17 protein-coding genes are annotated in these 16,672 nt (G+C 35.9%); 6 read left to right on the forward strand and 11 right to left on the reverse strand.

Annotation, left to right across the window (positions count from 1 at the left end; all coding sequences use genetic code 11):
- Positions 1-229: 229 nt before the first annotated feature.
- Entirely contained in the window at positions 230-1,483 is a 1,254-nt protein-coding gene (locus ME3_RS02350) for a CCA tRNA nucleotidyltransferase (RefSeq protein WP_007476768.1), read from the forward strand.
- Between the two features lie 37 nt (positions 1,484-1,520).
- Here the strand turns inward: ME3_RS02350 and ME3_RS02355 are convergent, their stop codons facing one another.
- A complete protein-coding gene (locus ME3_RS02355) occupies positions 1,521-1,997 on the reverse strand; it encodes a tRNA (cytidine(34)-2'-O)-methyltransferase (RefSeq protein WP_007476769.1) in 477 nt (158 codons plus the stop codon).
- Between the two features lie 590 nt (positions 1,998-2,587).
- Between ME3_RS02355 and ME3_RS02360 the strand changes: the two genes are divergently transcribed.
- Positions 2,588-3,025: a PRC-barrel domain-containing protein gene (locus tag ME3_RS02360; protein ID WP_007476771.1), complete on the forward strand. Its 438-nt coding sequence runs from the start codon at positions 2,588-2,590 to the stop codon at positions 3,023-3,025.
- A 135-nt stretch (positions 3,026-3,160) separates the two neighbouring features.
- Here the strand turns inward: ME3_RS02360 and ychF are convergent, their stop codons facing one another.
- Positions 3,161-4,264: a redox-regulated ATPase YchF gene (gene ychF / locus ME3_RS02365; RefSeq protein ID WP_007476773.1), complete on the reverse strand. Its 1,104-nt coding sequence runs from the start codon at positions 4,262-4,264 to the stop codon at positions 3,161-3,163.
- Between the two features lie 311 nt (positions 4,265-4,575).
- Between ychF and ME3_RS02370 the strand changes: the two genes are divergently transcribed.
- A complete protein-coding gene (locus tag ME3_RS02370) occupies positions 4,576-5,229 on the forward strand; it encodes a L,D-transpeptidase (RefSeq protein ID WP_039952482.1) in 654 nt (217 codons plus the stop codon).
- 165 nt (positions 5,230-5,394) lie between these two features.
- Here ME3_RS02370 and pth read toward each other — a convergent pair whose 3' ends face one another.
- The 6 genes from pth to lgt all read right to left on the reverse strand — a co-directional run bounded on the left by pth (position 5,395) and on the right by lgt (position 11,025).
- Positions 5,395-5,991, reverse strand: coding sequence for an aminoacyl-tRNA hydrolase (gene pth / locus ME3_RS02375; RefSeq protein WP_007476777.1), 597 nt, complete (start codon positions 5,989-5,991; stop codon positions 5,395-5,397).
- A gap of 83 nt (positions 5,992-6,074) precedes the next feature.
- Complete coding sequence (locus tag ME3_RS02380) at positions 6,075-6,689, reverse strand: 50S ribosomal protein L25/general stress protein Ctc (protein ID WP_007476778.1); 615 nt, start codon at positions 6,687-6,689, stop codon at positions 6,075-6,077.
- A 315-nt stretch (positions 6,690-7,004) separates the two neighbouring features.
- Positions 7,005-7,937 carry a ribose-phosphate pyrophosphokinase gene (locus ME3_RS02385; RefSeq protein WP_007476780.1) on the reverse strand — a complete coding sequence of 311 codons (933 nt, stop codon included), beginning with the start codon at positions 7,935-7,937 and terminating at the stop codon, positions 7,005-7,007.
- 293 nt (positions 7,938-8,230) lie between these two features.
- Positions 8,231-9,010 carry a peptidoglycan editing factor PgeF gene (pgeF, locus tag ME3_RS02390; RefSeq protein ID WP_007476782.1) on the reverse strand — a complete coding sequence of 260 codons (780 nt, stop codon included), beginning with the start codon at positions 9,008-9,010 and terminating at the stop codon, positions 8,231-8,233.
- 69 nt (positions 9,011-9,079) lie between these two features.
- Positions 9,080-10,168 carry a class I SAM-dependent methyltransferase gene (locus ME3_RS02395; RefSeq protein ID WP_007476784.1) on the reverse strand — a complete coding sequence of 363 codons (1,089 nt, stop codon included), beginning with the start codon at positions 10,166-10,168 and terminating at the stop codon, positions 9,080-9,082.
- Positions 10,168-11,025, reverse strand: a complete 858-nt coding sequence (gene lgt, locus ME3_RS02400) for a prolipoprotein diacylglyceryl transferase (protein ID WP_007476786.1) — start codon at positions 11,023-11,025, stop codon at positions 10,168-10,170. The genes ME3_RS02395 and lgt overlap by 1 nt, the downstream gene beginning before the upstream one ends.
- A 220-nt stretch (positions 11,026-11,245) precedes the next feature.
- Between lgt and ME3_RS02405 the strand changes: the two genes are divergently transcribed.
- Together ME3_RS02405 and ME3_RS02410 are read left to right on the forward strand one after the other, a co-directional pair.
- A complete protein-coding gene (locus ME3_RS02405) occupies positions 11,246-11,485 on the forward strand; it encodes an accessory factor UbiK family protein (protein ID WP_007476788.1) in 240 nt (79 codons plus the stop codon).
- Between the two features lie 416 nt (positions 11,486-11,901).
- On the forward strand, positions 11,902-12,402 hold the full coding sequence (locus ME3_RS02410) for a type III secretion system chaperone family protein (RefSeq protein WP_007476791.1): 501 nt from the start codon (positions 11,902-11,904) through the stop codon (positions 12,400-12,402).
- A gap of 58 nt (positions 12,403-12,460) precedes the next feature.
- On the opposite strand, the gene ME3_RS02415 is transcribed toward ME3_RS02410, so the two are convergent.
- Both ME3_RS02415 and ME3_RS02420 read right to left on the reverse strand, forming a co-directional pair.
- Positions 12,461-13,801, reverse strand: coding sequence for an ATP-binding protein (locus tag ME3_RS02415; RefSeq protein WP_007476793.1), 1,341 nt, complete (start codon positions 13,799-13,801; stop codon positions 12,461-12,463).
- 9 nt (positions 13,802-13,810) lie between these two features.
- On the reverse strand, positions 13,811-14,515 hold the full coding sequence (locus ME3_RS02420; RefSeq protein WP_007476796.1) for a response regulator: 705 nt from the start codon (positions 14,513-14,515) through the stop codon (positions 13,811-13,813).
- 147 nt (positions 14,516-14,662) lie between these two features.
- On the opposite strand from ME3_RS02420, the gene ME3_RS02425 reads away from it, so the two are divergent.
- Positions 14,663-15,307, forward strand: a complete 645-nt coding sequence (locus ME3_RS02425) for an MBL fold metallo-hydrolase (RefSeq protein WP_007476799.1) — start codon at positions 14,663-14,665, stop codon at positions 15,305-15,307.
- A gap of 58 nt (positions 15,308-15,365) precedes the next feature.
- Here ME3_RS02425 and ME3_RS02430 read toward each other — a convergent pair whose 3' ends face one another.
- Positions 15,366-15,938, reverse strand: a complete 573-nt coding sequence (locus tag ME3_RS02430; protein ID WP_007476801.1) for a BA14K family protein — start codon at positions 15,936-15,938, stop codon at positions 15,366-15,368.
- Positions 15,939-16,672 lie beyond the last annotated feature (734 nt).

Consider the following 16,672-nt stretch of genomic DNA (forward strand, 5'->3'; position numbering starts at 1 on the left):
TTGTCGCAAAGTAATAATTTCTTTTATACGATAATAAATATTTATAATTTGTAGCAGAAAATGAAGAAAAAAGAAGTATGATAAGCTGTTTTTTTAATTCGTGCACAGATGGAGAAGCGCATTAATGAGGCAAGAATTATAACTTATGAGAAATGTATTACAAATTATTGTGCGATAAGATTACTTAGATGGGGAGAAGCATTAAGAATTTGTTCAAAAGGTTGAGTGGATGAGCATACCACAAAATTTCAGAAAAGTTGACTGGTTGCAACACAACCATATTCAAACACTTCTTCGTATTTTATCGTTGGATGGTGAAGAGGCACGTATTGTTGGTGGTGCAGTACGTAATCAGCTTTTAAATCAGCCCATTAGCGATATTGATATTGCTACGACCTGTTTGCCGCAGCAGGTTATAAAGCGCGTAGAAAAGGAAGGATTTAAAGCTATTCCTACAGGTGTTGACTTTGGTACAGTGACAGTTTTTATAGAGTCATGTTGCTATGAGGTTACAACTCTTCGCTCTGACATTGAAACAGATGGTCGCTATGCAAAAGTTGCTTTTTGTCGAGATTGGAAAAAGGACGCTCAGCGACGGGATTTTACTATAAATGCACTTTATTGTGATGCTTCTGGTCAGCTTTATGATGAAGTGGGAGGTTTGAACGATATTGAAAGCAAAACGATACGTTTTATCGGTGTTGCGAAGGATCGTATTTGTGAAGATTATTTACGTATTTTACGTTTTTTTCGTTTTTTTGCTTGGTATGGGGGAGGGCGGCCTGATGCACAAGGGTTGAAAGCATGTATTTCTTTGAAACAAGGTTTGCACAAACTTTCACCTGAGCGTATTTGGGGAGAAATGAAAAAACTTCTTACTGCTTCAGATCCAACACGTGCTCTTTTGTGGATGCGTCAAAGCGGTATTTTAACACTCATTTTACCTGAAACAGAAAAATGGGGTATTGATGCAATCCACCCACTTGTGAAAATAGAGCGTATCCTTGGTTGGAAAGCAGATCCATTGCTGCGGTTAGAAAGTTTACTACCTCCTGACCTCGTACGCCTTCACGATATGGCTCATCGTTTGCGTTTGTCTAATGAAGAGAAAAAGCGATTGAAAGAATGGGCAAAGTTGGGGATTATCAATCCAAACTGTTCAGATGTTTGTGTGAAAAAATTGATTTATTTTCATAGTCGACAGCCCGTTTTAGATCAATTATCCTTATCCTTGGCATCTGTCTGTACTGGTATTTTAGATGAAGATGAAATTTTAGAAAAAGCAAAATATTATCTTCAACTTTATCACTTGGCTCAACAATGGCAGATTCCAACTTTCCCTATAAGTGGCAGAGATTTGATGAAAAAAGGTTTAGCTCAGGGAGCACTTTTAGGTCAAAAGCTTAAAGAGCTAGAAAAAATCTGGGTTAAAAGCGGATTTTTAATGGATCGTAATGAGTTATTAGAAAAAATTGAGCAGTAAAACTAAGTTTTTTATGAGCAATTCTCTGATTCTTTTTTCATGAGACACTTTCTATCTCATTGTAACCAATTTGGCGAAGAGCTTCACCGGTTGTTATGGCTACACTCATTGCGAGATTTAAAGAGCGTGCGTGTGGTTGCATAGGAATTGTTAATGTATGATCAACTGCTTCATAGACATAATTAGGAACACCTGCTGATTCACGGCCAAAAAGTAAAACATCGTTTTTTTGGTAACGTATATCTGTATAACATGTTTTTGCTTTTGTGCTCAAAAGCAAAAGACGACGGTTAAAATGTCTCATAGTTTCAATAAAATGTTGCCAATCAATGTGACGTTCCAACAAGGCATGTTCAAGATAATCCATACCTGCTCGTTTAAGGTTACGATCTGATAAATTAAAGCCTGCTGGTTCAATAATATGTACGTGTACGCCAAGACAAGCACTAAGGCGTAAAATTGTTCCAGTATTACCAGCAATATCCGGTTGAAAAAGAGCGATGTGAAGTGGCATACGCTGTTCCATATGGTTTTACATATTTCTCTATAGAAGATCTATACAACTCTTCATAGAAATATATTAGTAAAAGCATCGTTTTTTATTTAATAATTTTTTATTCTAAGCTTTAGAGAGGATTATTTACACGGACTTTTATCTATATACAATAAGCAGAGAGACTGTATATTTTAATATAATTCAATAAAATTTATGTTTCAAAGAGTATAAAGGTATTACGTATATCCAACTGATTGAAAATACATTTCTTTGATAAATGCTTGGGTATTTCTTTTTAAAGTAGAATTTTAGAAACAACGAAATATTATCCATATATAATATCTCTATTTTAAAATTTGAGCTGATAATCCATACGTAAATCTTCTTAAGATAACCAGTTCTCATATTATTTTACTTTTTAATATTTTAGGTGCTGTTTATCTTATAAAAGCTAAGTTTAGCATGATTGAGATAAAAAACTTCAAAAAGAAACCGTATAATTGAGGGAACACATAAAAATAGAACAAGCCAATCTTAAAAAACCATATGGAAAAAATCAAATTATTGTGCATTGAGAGCATGTAAAGTAAAAATGGAGAATTATAAAAATGAAAAAAATTGCTATCATTGCTCTTACGTCAATTTTAATGATTTCTAGTGTTGATGCCCAATTTTCATTGCCTTCTGAAAATGGAAAGATTTTGGCAGCAGGTATTGTACAAGTTAAAGCAGATATGATTGCACGTTATGTTACGCCTTCAACAGCTAATTTTGTTGCTTCAAACTTTATTGGTGTAGATGTATACGATATAGAAGATGAAGAAATTGGTGAGGTAAAAGATATTATTTTACGTCAGAATAATATCGATGGGATTGTTATTAGCGTTGGCGGTTTTTTAGGTATGGGTGAGCATTATGTTTTTGTTTCTCCAGAAAAAGTCCAGATGAAAGGTGATGATGATAAGTGGAAGCTTATGGTCAATGTAACAAAGAATGCTTTGAAAGAAGCTCCAGAATTTAAATATGAAGACTATTTGATACGCTAGTTTTTGTATTTCTGTCTTTGATGAATAAAACAGTCGCTCTTATAGTGCGGCTGTTTTTGTTGAATAGTACTCTTTGAGAATATGGAAACAGTTTTATGTAAAAAGTGTTTTAAGTTATTAAAGAGGTAATGATATTTAAGTATTGTGCTTAAACAACATAATATCACCATCTTGTACGATATATTCTTTACCTTCATCTCGGGCTTTTCCTGCTTCTTTTGCTGCATTTTCTCCACCTAAGGTAATATAATCTTCATAGCTAATAGTTTGTGCACGAATAAAGCCGCGTTCAAAGTCTGAGTGAATGACACCAGCTGCTTGAGGTGCTTTAGTACCCCGGGTGATTGTCCAGGCTCGTGTTTCTTTAGGTCCACAAGTAAAATAAGTAATTAAATCAAGCAGGTGATAACCAGCGTGAATGAGTCGATTCAAACTAGGCTCAGATAATCCTAAGACATGAAGGTATTCTATAGCTTCTTCATCAGAAAGTTGAGCGATCTCAGCTTCAATGGAAACAGAAATAGTAATACTTTGCGCGTTTTGCTCTGCAGCTATTTTTTCCACCGCTTTAGTAAAATCATTGCCATGAGCAATTTCATTTTCGCTGACATTGCAAACATAAAGCACAGGCTTTGAGGTTAAAAGATTCAAACCATGAAGAATACGTCGTTCATCAGAGGAAATATTTTTAAGTAATAACCGTACAGGATCTCCTTTCTGTAATAATTCTAACGCTGCTTCCATTGTAGGGAGGATTGCCAAAGCTTCTTTGTCTTTTCCGATTGCACGTTTACGGACTTGTATAATTCGCCGTTCAAGACTCTCAAGGTCTGAAAGCATGAGTTCTGTATCAACAGTTATAGCATCAGAAATGGGATCAATCCTTCCTTCTACATGGGTAATGTCTTCATTTTTAAAACACCGTAGTACATGGATAATGGCATCGACTTCACGAATATTGGCTAAAAATTTATTGCCTAAACCTTCACCTTTTGAAGCTCCACGGACGAGTCCTGCAATATCAACAAAATTAATACGTGTAGGAATGATTTCTTTTGAACCAGAAATAGAGGCGATTTTTTCCATTCGTAGATCTGGCACAGCAACTTCACCAGTATTAGGCTCGATTGTACAAAAAGGATAGTTAGCTGCTTGTGCTGTAGCTGTTTTTGTTAACGCGTTAAAAAGGGTTGATTTACCGACATTAGGCAGCCCGACGATACCACATTTAAACCCCATAGGTTCTCTCTTTTAATTAGACTTTTGATTTATTTATAATGACTAAGATATACTTTATTGGTGTTTTTATAGCATGTTTGAAGAAGAGTTCTAGTCTTCAGCTTTTTGTGGTGATAAAAAAGATAAACTGAAATAATTGTGACGATTTTAGCAAGTAGTTGTCATTTTTTAATCGACAAATCCTAAACATTCCCTATTTTAATAATCATAAAATTATAGATTAACGTTAACAGTGTGCTAAGTTTTTTATAGTACAAGAAACTATAAAATCAAATAATTATATTAAATCAAATGATTGCGGGAATATGGAATTGTTGTCTCGTCGTGCTTTTTTAATGGCTGTTTCTCTAGTATTGGTTGGCTGCGCTACACATCAACCAAGTGAGTCTTTTGTTTCTTCTCAACAAGCTCGATTCATTCCAGAGGAACTACGGGCTTTATATGGGGCTATAACGAATGAACCTTATTCATTACCAGCAATCGATCTTGCGGAAATTGATCCAAAATTTTTACGTAAACAGGTAGATTACGATACTTCTTATCCGGCTGGTACGTTGGTTGTGGATATTCAAGAGTGTTTTCTTTATCTTGTTGGTGAAAATGGAAAAGCTATGCGTTATGGCATTGGCGTTGGCAAAGAAGGTTTAGAATTTAAAGGTGAAGCAGTTGTACAATATAAACGTCGGTGGCCGTCTTGGGCTCCAACTGCGGCAATGATGGCTCGTGAACCAGAACGATACGGTCATTTAGGAAAAGGGATGCCGCCAGGGCCTGATAATCCATTAGGCGCACGGGCATTATATCTTTTTAAAAATGGTCAGGATACGCTTTTCCGGATTCATGGTTCATATGAAGAGTGGTCAATTGGCCAGGCTATTTCAAGTGGGTGTATCCGTTTGCTTAATCAAGATATTATTGATCTTTATGACCGTGTTCCTAATGGTTCACGTGTGGTGGTTTTGTAGCTATAGTAAAATGTACTATAAGTTTTCATCAAATGGCTTCTTTGTAATTCCAAATGGCCATATAGGCTTGGAGAGTTTTGTCTGATAAATTTGGTATTAACATTCTCCTTAGAAAGAGTGTATTATATGTAAAGGTTGTAAAAAATTGTTGATTATAGCATATACTTAAAAGAGATTATGTTTTATCGTGAGTTTTTTTTCCATTACCAATGAAATTTTGCTCATAAATTGATTAGCGTCTCCCTTTATTAAAATAGCAATATTATCCGCGATTGTGCCTAATAAAACAGATAACCATTCTTGATCAGATTTTGTAAAGTTACCTAAAACATGTTGATGAACCAATTCTTTGGAACCAGGATGTCCAATCCCTAAACGTACACGGCAGTAGTTATTACCACAATGACTATCAATAGATTTTATGCCGTTATGTCCTCCACTTCCTCCTCCAATTTTTACGCGTACTTTCCCAGGAGGTAAATCTAGTTCATCATAAAAAACAATAAAATTATTCAATTCTAGTTTATAAAATCGCAAGGTTTGGTTGATGGCTTGACCAGATAAATTCATAAAAGTTTGAGGTTTAATAAGAATAATTTTTTCATCATTTATGAAACCATTAGCAATTTCAGCTTGAAATTTTTTTGACCATGGAGAAAAAGAAAAAAACTTATGAATAGCATCAACAGCCATGAAACCAATATTATGGCGATTATTTTGGTAGGATAAACCGGGGTTGCCAAGACCAGCAATGAGCAACATATACGCTTTCGATAAAGTATAAATGATCAGAAAATACTTCAAAATAGGTGGGAAGTTTTCCCACCTCTGAAATTTATAAGGTTTTAATTATTTTCATTACTCTCTTGTTCTGAGTTATCGTTCACATTTGTACCAGCAGGAGCTGCGATGGTTGCAATGGTAAAGTCTCTATCCTGAATAACCGGAGTTACACCTTCTGGTAATTGCACGGCCGAAATATGGATAGAGTCACCAATAGAATAACTAGAAAGATCAATGTTAATTGCTTCAGGGATAGCATTTGCTGGTGCAGTACATTCAATTTCATGGCGAACAATGTTTAGGACGCCACCTCGTTTAATACCTGGAGCTGTATCTTCATTGAGAAAATGTACAGGAATGTTCACATGCACAATTGATTTCTCTGAAACACGTAAAAAATCCACATGCATAGGAAAATCACGGACAGGATCAAGTTGATAATCTTTTGGTAGGACTTGAATTCTTTTTTTATCAACTTCAATGGTAGCAACAGTAGTACGAAAGCCACCTGCATGAATTTTGTAGAAAATTTCTTTATAAGAAACTGCAATTGCCAAAGGAGGCTGTTTGTCACCATAGATGACTGCTGGAATAAGACCGTTGCGGCGAAGTTCACGAGAGGACCCCTTACCAACCCGCTCACGTATTTCGGCCTTAAGAGTATAACTCTTGCTCATGGTTAAATCCTTCTTACATAATTGGAGATTCATCAAAAACAACTAGCAGTTTTTGCATGAATATGAAGATATGCACTGCAAAGCAGCAATTAGCTTCATTCTACGTTGCCTCCAAGGGTGTCTACGCAGAAGTTTCTTCTATAATTCAAACCCTTTAGAGATGCAAGAGTTGCTGAAAGACCCATTTGTCTAATTTTTGACTTATTTAGGAAATCGTAAATTTTGTGCTATTCGTATTTATTTAATAGTAAACACCTCGGGTGTCTTCCGGTTTCAATTTATAAAGATGCCAGGAAATTTGAAGGCAGGCATTATTTAGTCAAATAAGCTTGAAACAGACTGTTCTGCTGCTGTTCTTGCAATGGCTTCTCCTATTAAGTCGGCAATAGCCAAAACACGTATATTATGTGCTTGTTCAATTTTTGTTGTTGGCATAATCGAATCAGTAATGACTAATTCTTTCATTTCTGAGTTGGTAATTCGTTCGATAGCGTTTCCAGAAAGAACACCATGTGTAATATAAGCAGTAACACTATTTGCTCCATGCTTAAGAAGAGCGCTTGCTGCATTGCATAGAGTACCACCTGAATCAACAATATCATCTAGTAGAAGGCAATCTTTTCCAGCTACATTTCCGATAATGTTCATTACTTCTGATTCACCTGGCCGTTCACGACGTTTATCAACAATAGCAAGTAAACTGTTTAAGCGCTTGGCTAAAGAGCGTGCACGTACCACACCACCGACATCGGGTGAAACAACAATAACATTTTCAAGAGAATAACGCGTTTTGACATCACGAGAAATAACGGGAACGGCATAGAGATTGTCAGTAGGAATATCAAAAAAACCTTGGATCTGTCCTGCATGAAGATCTAATGTTAAAACGCGATGGGCACCTGCTTGAGTAATCAGGTTAGCAACAAGTTTTGCAGAAATAGGAGTGCGTGGTCCAGGTTTACGGTCTTGGCGAGCATATCCAAAATAGGGTATAACAGCTGTAATACGACGTGCTGAAGAACGATGCAGGGCATCAATCATGATGAGTAATTCCATCAAATGATCATTGGCTGGATAAGAGGTTGATTGCAGCACAAATACATCTTCTCCGCGCACATTTTCATGCAATTCTACAAAAATTTCTTGATCAGCAAAACGCTTGACTGTTGCTTCACCTAGGGAGATATTTAAATAATTTGCAATATTTTTCGCAAGATGTGGGTTAGAATTGCCACAGAAAAGTTTCATGATAGAACCCCTGAATAATCATGATAGAATTTGATACAGCTTTTAACTTTTTATTATCAGATTGCAAAGGAACAATTACAAAAACATTATAATTTTATCTAGCATGGGTTAAAAGAATTATTTTGCTATTAGTTATGACAAATCAAGTATTCATAAACAAGATTTTAAATTATCATAATTTACGAATTTATAAGTTATTTCATTAAACAAACAAAACATGATTGAGCGTACGTTTTTTCATTTGGATAAGAAATTTTATTGTGTAGTTATGATATGTTTTTAAGGTAAAAAACTTATTTTTCGTTTTCTAGCATGATAGCAGAAATCTGTCGCCCGTAATCAGATTCATTACGATGTGTTGCACGACGGTAGGAAAAAAAGCGTTGCTCATCTTGATAAGTGCAAAGTTTTAGACAAGAAGCATTGAGGCCTGCTTGTTCTAATTGGTCGATAATGAATGTCCATAGATTAAAATGAAAATAGTTTGTTTTATCTGTTTTTAAAAAATATTTTTGGAATTGATTATTGCGATTGATAAATTGGATATAGAATTCGTTTGTTACCTCATAGTGACTGGGGCCAATGCAAGGTCCTAGCACTGCTGTTATTGATTGTCGTTTGGCACCTTGTTTTTCCATAGCTAAAATTGTTTTTTCCAAAATTCCATTCAAGCTTCCTCGCCAACCAGCGTGCGCAACACCGATAACACCTGCGTGCGGATCAGCAAAAAGAACTGGTCCGCAATCGGCTGTAAGGATGCCGATTGCTAAACCTTTTGTAGTTGTGACAAGAGCGTCAGCTTTAGGACGTTCACCGATAAAAGCTTGATCAATTACTACTACGTCACAGGAATGTACTTGATTGACAGTGATTAAATTTTTTGTTTCAATATCAAAATAATTCGCAATTAATGCGCGGTTTTGCCTAATATGTTTAGGATGATCATTTGAGCCTTGGCCAACATTAAGGCTGTGATAAAGGTTTTGTGAAACTCCACCTTGACGCGTAAAAAAACCATGTTTTATCCCGTGTTTATGTAAAACAAGAAGATCTTTCGCAAGGACAGGCTTCATGAAAGCTCCGCATAATTGCTTGAACAGGCAATGGTGTTCGAGACGGCAGTACTTGTCAATTCTTTGTCATTATTGGAAGTCAAAAAAGTTAGAGATAGTAGTAGATTGATCACTAACACGGAGAACTTTGAAAAGTTTACCCATTTGATCTGGGTTGACGAGCCGTTCGATATCTTGACGGATTTTGTTTTGGATCAAGGTATTTTTGTTAATGTTAAGCTGTTTTGCGCGTTCAAGAATTCCCATTTTTACAAGAAAATCTCTTTGTTCTAGAATTTCAGCAAAACAACCTTGTTGAAGGGCTATTGTTTTTAAAGAGAAAAAATCAACATGTGATGTTAAATCATGTTCACCTGGGTTGTCAAAAACATCACGGAATTTATGTTTTGAAATAGCTTGCAATGTGTCTCCAAATGCACAATCAGAAGCACCATAATCAATAAGCAAAGCAGATCCTTTATCTTGTATTAAGCGATTACTAATTTGTTGCATCAGTTGGTTACGTGAGGGGGAGTGTTCCAAAATTGTTCCGTTGGGCATTTGAGCGCAATAGACTGGTAAGTTATTAGAGGAAAATTTATGTACTCCAGCTATAAAGGTAAAATGATCATCTTGATCAAGTGTAATATAACGCTCTCTCCATTCTCCGTTGATTTTGATATATTGGTGAATAGGAAGCGCATCAAAGAACTCATTAGCAATAAGAAAGAGATGTCCTGAAGGTATTTGATTAAAATATTCAATGCTATGAATGTATTTTTGATAAGATGAAAGACGTTTTTTTTGTTCTGTTGCGAGGCGTTGATTTATTTCAATAAGGAAAATTTCAGCAGCATTGAAGGCTGTTTTACATAATTTTTGAATAGTACGTAACACATCGTCCATAAGCGTTCCACGTCCTGGACCCATTTCAGCTAGAATAAAAGAATTTGGGCTGCCTTGAGCTTTCCAGCTTGCAAGAACCCAAATAGCAATCATTTCTCCAAATAATTGACTTATTTCAGGTGCGGTGATGAAATCACCAGTGGATCCAAAAGGTGCTTTTGTTTGGTAATAGCCAAATTGTGGATCTGTGAGGGCTAATGTCATATATTGACTAACAGTTATCGGCCCATTGACAGCAATAATTTCTTTAATTTTCTCTTTTAGAGTGGTCATTATTTTATAGAATGATTCCTGAAAGTTTGAAGAAGTGCATAAAAGCCAAAGAGAATCATAGGAAGAGATAGTGCCATTCCATAGGTAAATCCAGTGGAATAAAAGAGGGCAGAAAACCACTTTGGGTCTTCTTGAGAAACACGAAAAATTTCTGAAATGCTACGCGCTATCCCATAACCTAGAGTAAATATTCCAGTTGCTGTTCCAGGGCGTTTTAATGCTTTAAAAGCGAAAATAGCAATAGCCAATATGATAAAAAGAAAAAGTCCTTCCATCAACGCTTCATAAAGTTGGCTTGGGTGACGTGTTAGATATTGGGGATCGTAGTTGAAGCAAATAGCCCAAGGAACGGTGGTAACATTACCCCATAATTCTTGGTTAATGAAATTACACACTCGCACAATGCCAATACCAACAGGGGCACCCACGGCAATTGTATCAAACATTGTCCAGATATTAATGTTGTTTTTGCGCGCAAACCAAATCATTGCAATGGTAATACCAATAAGACCACCATGAAAAGACATTCCTCCAGTCCACACTGCTATAATGGCACTGGGGTGGTTAAAATAATAAGTAGGATCCCACATAAGTACTTGCCCTAAACGACCACCAACAACAATACCTATAGTGGCCCAAATAACAAAATCACTTATTTTATTTTGATCCATAGGGGGTTGGTTTGCATGCCACAAGAATTTTTTTGCCAATAATTTTTGCGCATACCACCAAGAAAAAAGAATACCTACAACATAACCAAGCCCATACCAGTGTAGTGCTATGGGGCCTAAATGGATAATAACAGGATCAAGGAAGGTAGGAAAATTAATAGCAGGACAAAAAGGAAAGTCGTTCATCAGGAAGCGCTTTACATTTATGAAATTATAGGTTGTTAAAACATGACAGATGAACACACAATGGTCAAGGCAAGAAGAGAATAGATTGCTATTGTTTATAGATGTAAGGGGAAGATAGAAAAATTACGATGGATTTTATAAAAGAAACAAATACAATATCTACATGTTATAAAATGCACTATAATGCATACATAATTGACTAAAATTAAGGAAAAATTTCATGCATGATGGACCCAACCGTATTCTTGACGAATTAGCAAAATTAATAACAGATGCAGCTGGTGCTGCACAAGGTGTACGGCATGAAGCTGAAACAATTTTTCGTTCGCAAGCTGAGAAGATAGTCAATAAGCTTAATCTTGTTTCACGTGAGGAATTTGAAGTGGTTAAGGAAATGGTGCTTAAAGCGCGTGCGGAAAACGCTGATTTAGCAAAACGTCTTGATGATTTAGAAAAATAGAGTCCATAGTGGAGACTAAAATAGTTTTAGTATAAAAATTGTATTCTCAAAAAAATAATCCCCAATTTTTCAATATTATGCACGAAACTAAAAAATGCTTAATTCTGAATCTGTTAAAGCAAATCATTAATTTATTGTTGGATTCGTTTTTTATAAAAAAGCATTTTTTTAAATCAGGGGGCTGGCACTATGAGATTGTATCAATACACTAAAATAGCTTGATGATTCGTTTTTCTTTATCAGGCTATTATATGCCCATGGGAAATATCACCTGTTGTGTTTCTAGGTATTGTATATTGTCTACATTTTACTGTTTATTTGGTTTGGTGTAAGGGCTTAATTGTAACAAATGTTATTACAATTGTAAGCATTTTGCGCTGTATTGATAACATTCTTAATTATTTTGAGGGTTAATGATGAGGCTTGCCTTTAACGCTGCGGAAAGAGAAGAGCATCCAGTCGATTTTATCGAACAGATTGCCTATAGGTACGACTGGTCTTTTGAGCGGAATGCAGAAGATGAAATTAATGTTTGCGTAGAAGGAAAATGGGCTAATTATCGTCTTGCTTTTTCATGGATGGAAGAACAAGAAGCTCTTCATTTAGCTTGTGCTTTTGATCTTTCTATTGAAAGTACTCGAACAACAGAAATGCACCGCTTATTATTGGCAATTAATGAAAAGTTGTTACTAGGGCATTTTGATTATTGGCAAGGAGACAATTCAGTTATTTATCGACAAGGTCTTCTTTTAGCTGGTGGGGTGCATCCATCCCATGTACAAGTTGAAACATTGTTGATCCACGCTCTTAAAGTTTGTGAAAGTCATTATACTGCTTTTCGAATGGTAGCTTGGATGGGTGAAAGTGCTTATAAGGCATTACAATATGCTTTATTTGAGACTGTAGGAAATGCTTAAAATCATTTAGTCAATTTGTTTTCTGATTAATTCTTAATCAGAGGCTTTTTGGTATATTTTATAGAGGAATGTCAATAATAGCGCGCAAGCCCCCTAATGGGCTGTCGTCTAATTGAATATTCCCCCCGTGGCTACGCGCGATATCTTGGGCAATGGCAAGACCAAGACCTGTTCCACTTGCATCTTGATTACGCGCTTTATCAAGTCTAAAAAATGGTTTAAATACTTCTGTACGCATGTTTTTATGAATGCCCGGTCCATTATCATCAATAATGATAATAAGTGATTCTTGTTGGGATGTAGCTGCTAGTTTAATGGTGTTTGCATAATGAAATGCATTTGATACAAGATTGCTAACCAAACGCGTAAAAGCATGAGGGCGTACTTGTATCTGTGGAGGGCCTTGAATTGTGTAAGAGAATTGACGTTTATGAAGATGAGCTTCGGTAGAGAATTTTTGCATAAGGGTATTTAAATCAAGAGAACTGACATTTTCACCGCTTTCTCCACGTGCAAAAGCGAGATAATCTTCTAACATATTTTGCATATCACGAACATCTTGCTCAAGCGGGCTAATATCAAAATCTGTACTTGCTAAGGCTAGTTGGAGCTTAAAACGTGTAAGAATAGTTCTTAAATCATGACTTACACCTGAGAGCATCATAGTACGTTGTTCAATTTGGCGCTCAATACGTTCACGCATGCGTAGAAAGGCGATACCAGCACGGCACACTTCATCAGCTCCTTGTGGTTGAAAATCTTTTGGTAGGGGACGTCCCCGTCCAAAACTTTCAGCTGCTTCAGCAAGTTGTTGGATCGGTTTGATTTGATTGCGTAAGAAGTAAATAGCTATCAGTAATAAAACAAGAGCTGTTCCTACCATCCAGCTTAAGAAGATACCGGTATTGGAAGCATAAGCTTGACTGCGCATAGCAAAGACGCGCAAAATACTGTTATCAAGACGGATACGAATTTCGACAAAGTTAGAATCGCCTACTGTATCAATCCAGAAGGGGCGGTTAATTTGATGGGTAATTTCTTCACTAAGGAAATAGTCAAGAATTGCAAAAAATGGTTTAGGACCAGGAGGAGGCAAGGGGTCAGGGGGTAAGATAGAAATATTTAATCCCATACGCTGCTGTGCAATGCGCTTGATATCTTCATAGTTATGTTGTTGCGGATATGTTTCAATTATATCAATAATGGCAGCAATATCATGGACAATAGCGGTTGAGAGACGCTCAGTTACCATTTGCCAGTGGCGTTCCATAAAGACATGGGCAATCACTGTTTGCAGGAGCACCATAGGAGCGATAATAATAATCAAAGAGCGGGCATAAAGACGCTTAGGCATTTGCCTCGTTAACCACTGAGCAAATTGTCTTGCGAGTTTAATCATTACTTACGTCTATTCAATTGAAAGTTTATAACCGATCCCTCGCACAGTTTGAAGCCATATAGGGGTTGCCGGGTCTTTTTCGATTTTGCGACGTAAACGATTGATTTGTACGTCAATGGTACGTTCACTTATCTCGCTGTCACCTGTTGCGAATTTATGGCGTGGAATTGTATTACCTGCGTGTTCGGCAAAAATAACCATCATTTCTTGTTCTTTATCTGTTAGTTTGATGACTTCTCCTCCTTTTTTTAGTTCACGTCGTGAAATTGAAAACATATAGGGTCCAAAAACAATTTGTTCGATTTTGGACTGGTTAGGTGAGAAACCACGCCGTAAAATGGCGTTAATGCGAAGTAAAAGTTCACGAGGATTAAATGGCTTGGATAGATAATCATCTGCTCCTGCTTCTAACCCATGGATACGATTATCTGTTTCTGATAAAGCCGTTAACATTAGGATGGGGACATTTTTTGTTTGGCGTAATGAAAGGGTAAGATCAATGCCATTTTCACCGGGCATCATCACATCAACAATGAGAAGATCAAAATCTAGGCTTGTGAGTTGACGTCTGGCTTCATCAGCATTAGCAGAAACTGAAACACGAAATCCGTTTTTAATAAGAAATTGAGATAAGAGGCTACGAATACGCGTGTCATCATCAATAACAAGGAGATGAGGTGCATCATCGCGTAAAACGTTAACGGGGTCGGTCATTATTTAAAACCTTGACGAAAATCCAGTTTCCAATAAGACCCAGTCTACATAAGTTGTGTCAAGCTGTCGAGCAGGCAATTTTTGATTTTATAAATGCATGAAAAGTGTTATTTATTTGATAAATATTTCATTTTTAAAAAGGGTACTATGAGTAATCTGAGCGCACATATTATTCCGGTTACATCTTTCCAACAAAATTGTACTTTACTTTTTGATGATAAAAGTAAAAAGGGGGTTTTAGTTGATCCGGGTGGTGACTGGCCTAAAATCCAAGCTGCAATTCAAGAGGTAGATGTTATTGTTGAAGCTATTTGGATAACACATGGTCATGTTGATCATGTAGGAGCGGCGATGCAAGCTAAAGAGGAACTTAATGTTAAAATTATTGGTTCACATCGTGGTGATCAACCAGTTATGGAAGATGTAGTCGAAAGGGCGAAAGTCTATCGCATGCCTGATGTGCGTATTTGCGTACCTGATCAATGGTTGGAAGATGGTGATAGCGTTGATTGTGCTGGACATGTGTTTGATGTTTTGCATATCCCTGGTCACACCCCTGGGCATGTGATTTATTTCAATAAAAAAAAGCGTTTGGCTTTAGTGGGTGATGTTCTCTTTCGTGGTTCTATTGGGCGTACTGATTTTCCCTTATCTTCTCACGAGGAATTGATGAAATCCATTGAAGAAAAAGTTTTACCCTTAGGTGATGACGTCAGTTTTATTTCTGGGCATGGACCAGAAAGCACAATAAATTATGAACGCCGCTTCAATCCTTTTCTTCAAGGAATTTAATAATGAGTGAAAGAAAAACCCCCGCTTTAAAACGGGGTTTTTTCAATATTGCTTAAAATCATTGTATTGGAGCATGACAGAAATGGTCTAACCCATCGTAACCACGAAAGGTACCTGTTTTAGGGTTAAATGAGCGGTATCTTTTTGTACAATATTGAAGCCATTGTGATGTCCATGGTTGGTAGGTGGGTTGATAGGTTACTGTTGGGTGCACTTGATAAACTACTTGAGGTTGTGGTATTTCTTGATAAATAACCTGATTTTGAGGGTATGGGGCTTGATAGATTATTTGTGGTTGCGCAGGTTTTGTTAAAACATTACCAAGAATTGCACCTGTAGCGAAACCGAGAACACCTGCCGCTAAAGCATCACCCGTGTTATTAGGGCGATTGACATAATATTGATGAGTATTGTATTGCGTTGTTTGTTCATAATGATAAGAGTGACGTGTTGGGTTCTTGTGATGGATATGCCGTTGCTCACGATGGTATTGAGTATGGTGTTGAGGGATGCTGTTTACATTTTGCTGAATGTGAACATAATCATTACGGGCAAATGTTGTGGTTAATGATGTTGAAATGGTTGCAGTCGATATTGTTGATAATATTACTAATTTGGTCAATTTGTTCATAACATACTCCCTTTATAAATTTATATTATTCATACTTTATATGCATTAAGCTGAATGTAACCTGAACGGTTTTTAATTTTTTAATAAAACGAATAAAGAAGCCATTTAGTTGAGAATAAATTATAAAATAACAAAAAAACTACCCTTAAAATCTAATTTCACAAAACATATTATACTAGATTAACACATAAAATGTTAATATTTAAAATTTTGTTTTTTATTACGATGTTTTATATCGGATATATTTTGTACACCATTTAATCTAGTAAGGTCTAAATCTTAGAACATAGAAATATAATAAAAATATCAATGCTACCATTATTGAAGTTAATGAAATTAAAATTCTCATTGTTTTTTAAAAATTTACTTATCCGTTTAAGGTGTAGAATATTTTATGTGGTAGCTTTTTAAAGGTAGATAATAAAACTATGTCCTATACTATATACAAATTAGTATATTAAGATAGCTTTTAATATATGAAAAGTTCTTTTTTGATTAGTTTTTTCTCATTTCAAAATTAGGGAATAGCTCTTTTATAACTTTTTGATATTTTAATTTATCCAAATATGATAAGGTTTTTTGAGCAGAAAATATTTGACACAGGCTTTATTCATACAATCTACTTTCTTATATCATTTTTTTATTTTAAAATGGTTTAAAAAGATTAAGTCTTTTTATTTTTCTATGGATTATAGGAACAGAAAAATATAACTTTTTGATTATAGACTTAGAGC

Origin of the sequence: Bartonella melophagi K-2C (assembly GCF_000278255.1) — a bacterium.
Classification (GTDB): Bacteria; Pseudomonadota; Alphaproteobacteria; order Rhizobiales; family Rhizobiaceae; genus Bartonella; species Bartonella melophagi.

Coding starts and splice junctions, on each gene's coding strand:
- ME3_RS02380 (WP_007476778.1), bottom strand. CDS start 6,689: ATGAGCAAGAGTTATACTCTTAAGGCCGAAATACGTGAGCGGGTTGGT.
- ME3_RS02425 (WP_007476799.1), top strand. CDS start 14,663: ATGAGTAATCTGAGCGCACATATTATTCCGGTTACATCTTTCCAACAA.
- ME3_RS02410 (WP_007476791.1), top strand. CDS start 11,902: ATGAGGCTTGCCTTTAACGCTGCGGAAAGAGAAGAGCATCCAGTCGAT.
- pth (WP_007476777.1), bottom strand. CDS start 5,991: ATGTTGCTCATTGCTGGTCTTGGCAACCCCGGTTTATCCTACCAAAAT.
- ME3_RS02430 (WP_007476801.1), bottom strand. CDS start 15,938: ATGAACAAATTGACCAAATTAGTAATATTATCAACAATATCGACTGCA.
- ME3_RS02385 (WP_007476780.1), bottom strand. CDS start 7,937: ATGAAACTTTTCTGTGGCAATTCTAACCCACATCTTGCGAAAAATATT.
- ME3_RS02355 (WP_007476769.1), bottom strand. CDS start 1,997: ATGCCACTTCACATCGCTCTTTTTCAACCGGATATTGCTGGTAATACT.
- ME3_RS02405 (WP_007476788.1), top strand. CDS start 11,246: ATGCATGATGGACCCAACCGTATTCTTGACGAATTAGCAAAATTAATA.
- ME3_RS02350 (WP_007476768.1), top strand. CDS start 230: ATGAGCATACCACAAAATTTCAGAAAAGTTGACTGGTTGCAACACAAC.
- ychF (WP_007476773.1), bottom strand. CDS start 4,264: ATGGGGTTTAAATGTGGTATCGTCGGGCTGCCTAATGTCGGTAAATCA.
- ME3_RS02420 (WP_007476796.1), bottom strand. CDS start 14,515: ATGACCGACCCCGTTAACGTTTTACGCGATGATGCACCTCATCTCCTT.
- pgeF (WP_007476782.1), bottom strand. CDS start 9,010: ATGAAGCCTGTCCTTGCGAAAGATCTTCTTGTTTTACATAAACACGGG.
- ME3_RS02395 (WP_007476784.1), bottom strand. CDS start 10,168: ATGACCACTCTAAAAGAGAAAATTAAAGAAATTATTGCTGTCAATGGG.
- ME3_RS02415 (WP_007476793.1), bottom strand. CDS start 13,801: ATGATTAAACTCGCAAGACAATTTGCTCAGTGGTTAACGAGGCAAATG.
- ME3_RS02360 (WP_007476771.1), top strand. CDS start 2,588: ATGAAAAAAATTGCTATCATTGCTCTTACGTCAATTTTAATGATTTCT.
- lgt (WP_007476786.1), bottom strand. CDS start 11,025: ATGAACGACTTTCCTTTTTGTCCTGCTATTAATTTTCCTACCTTCCTT.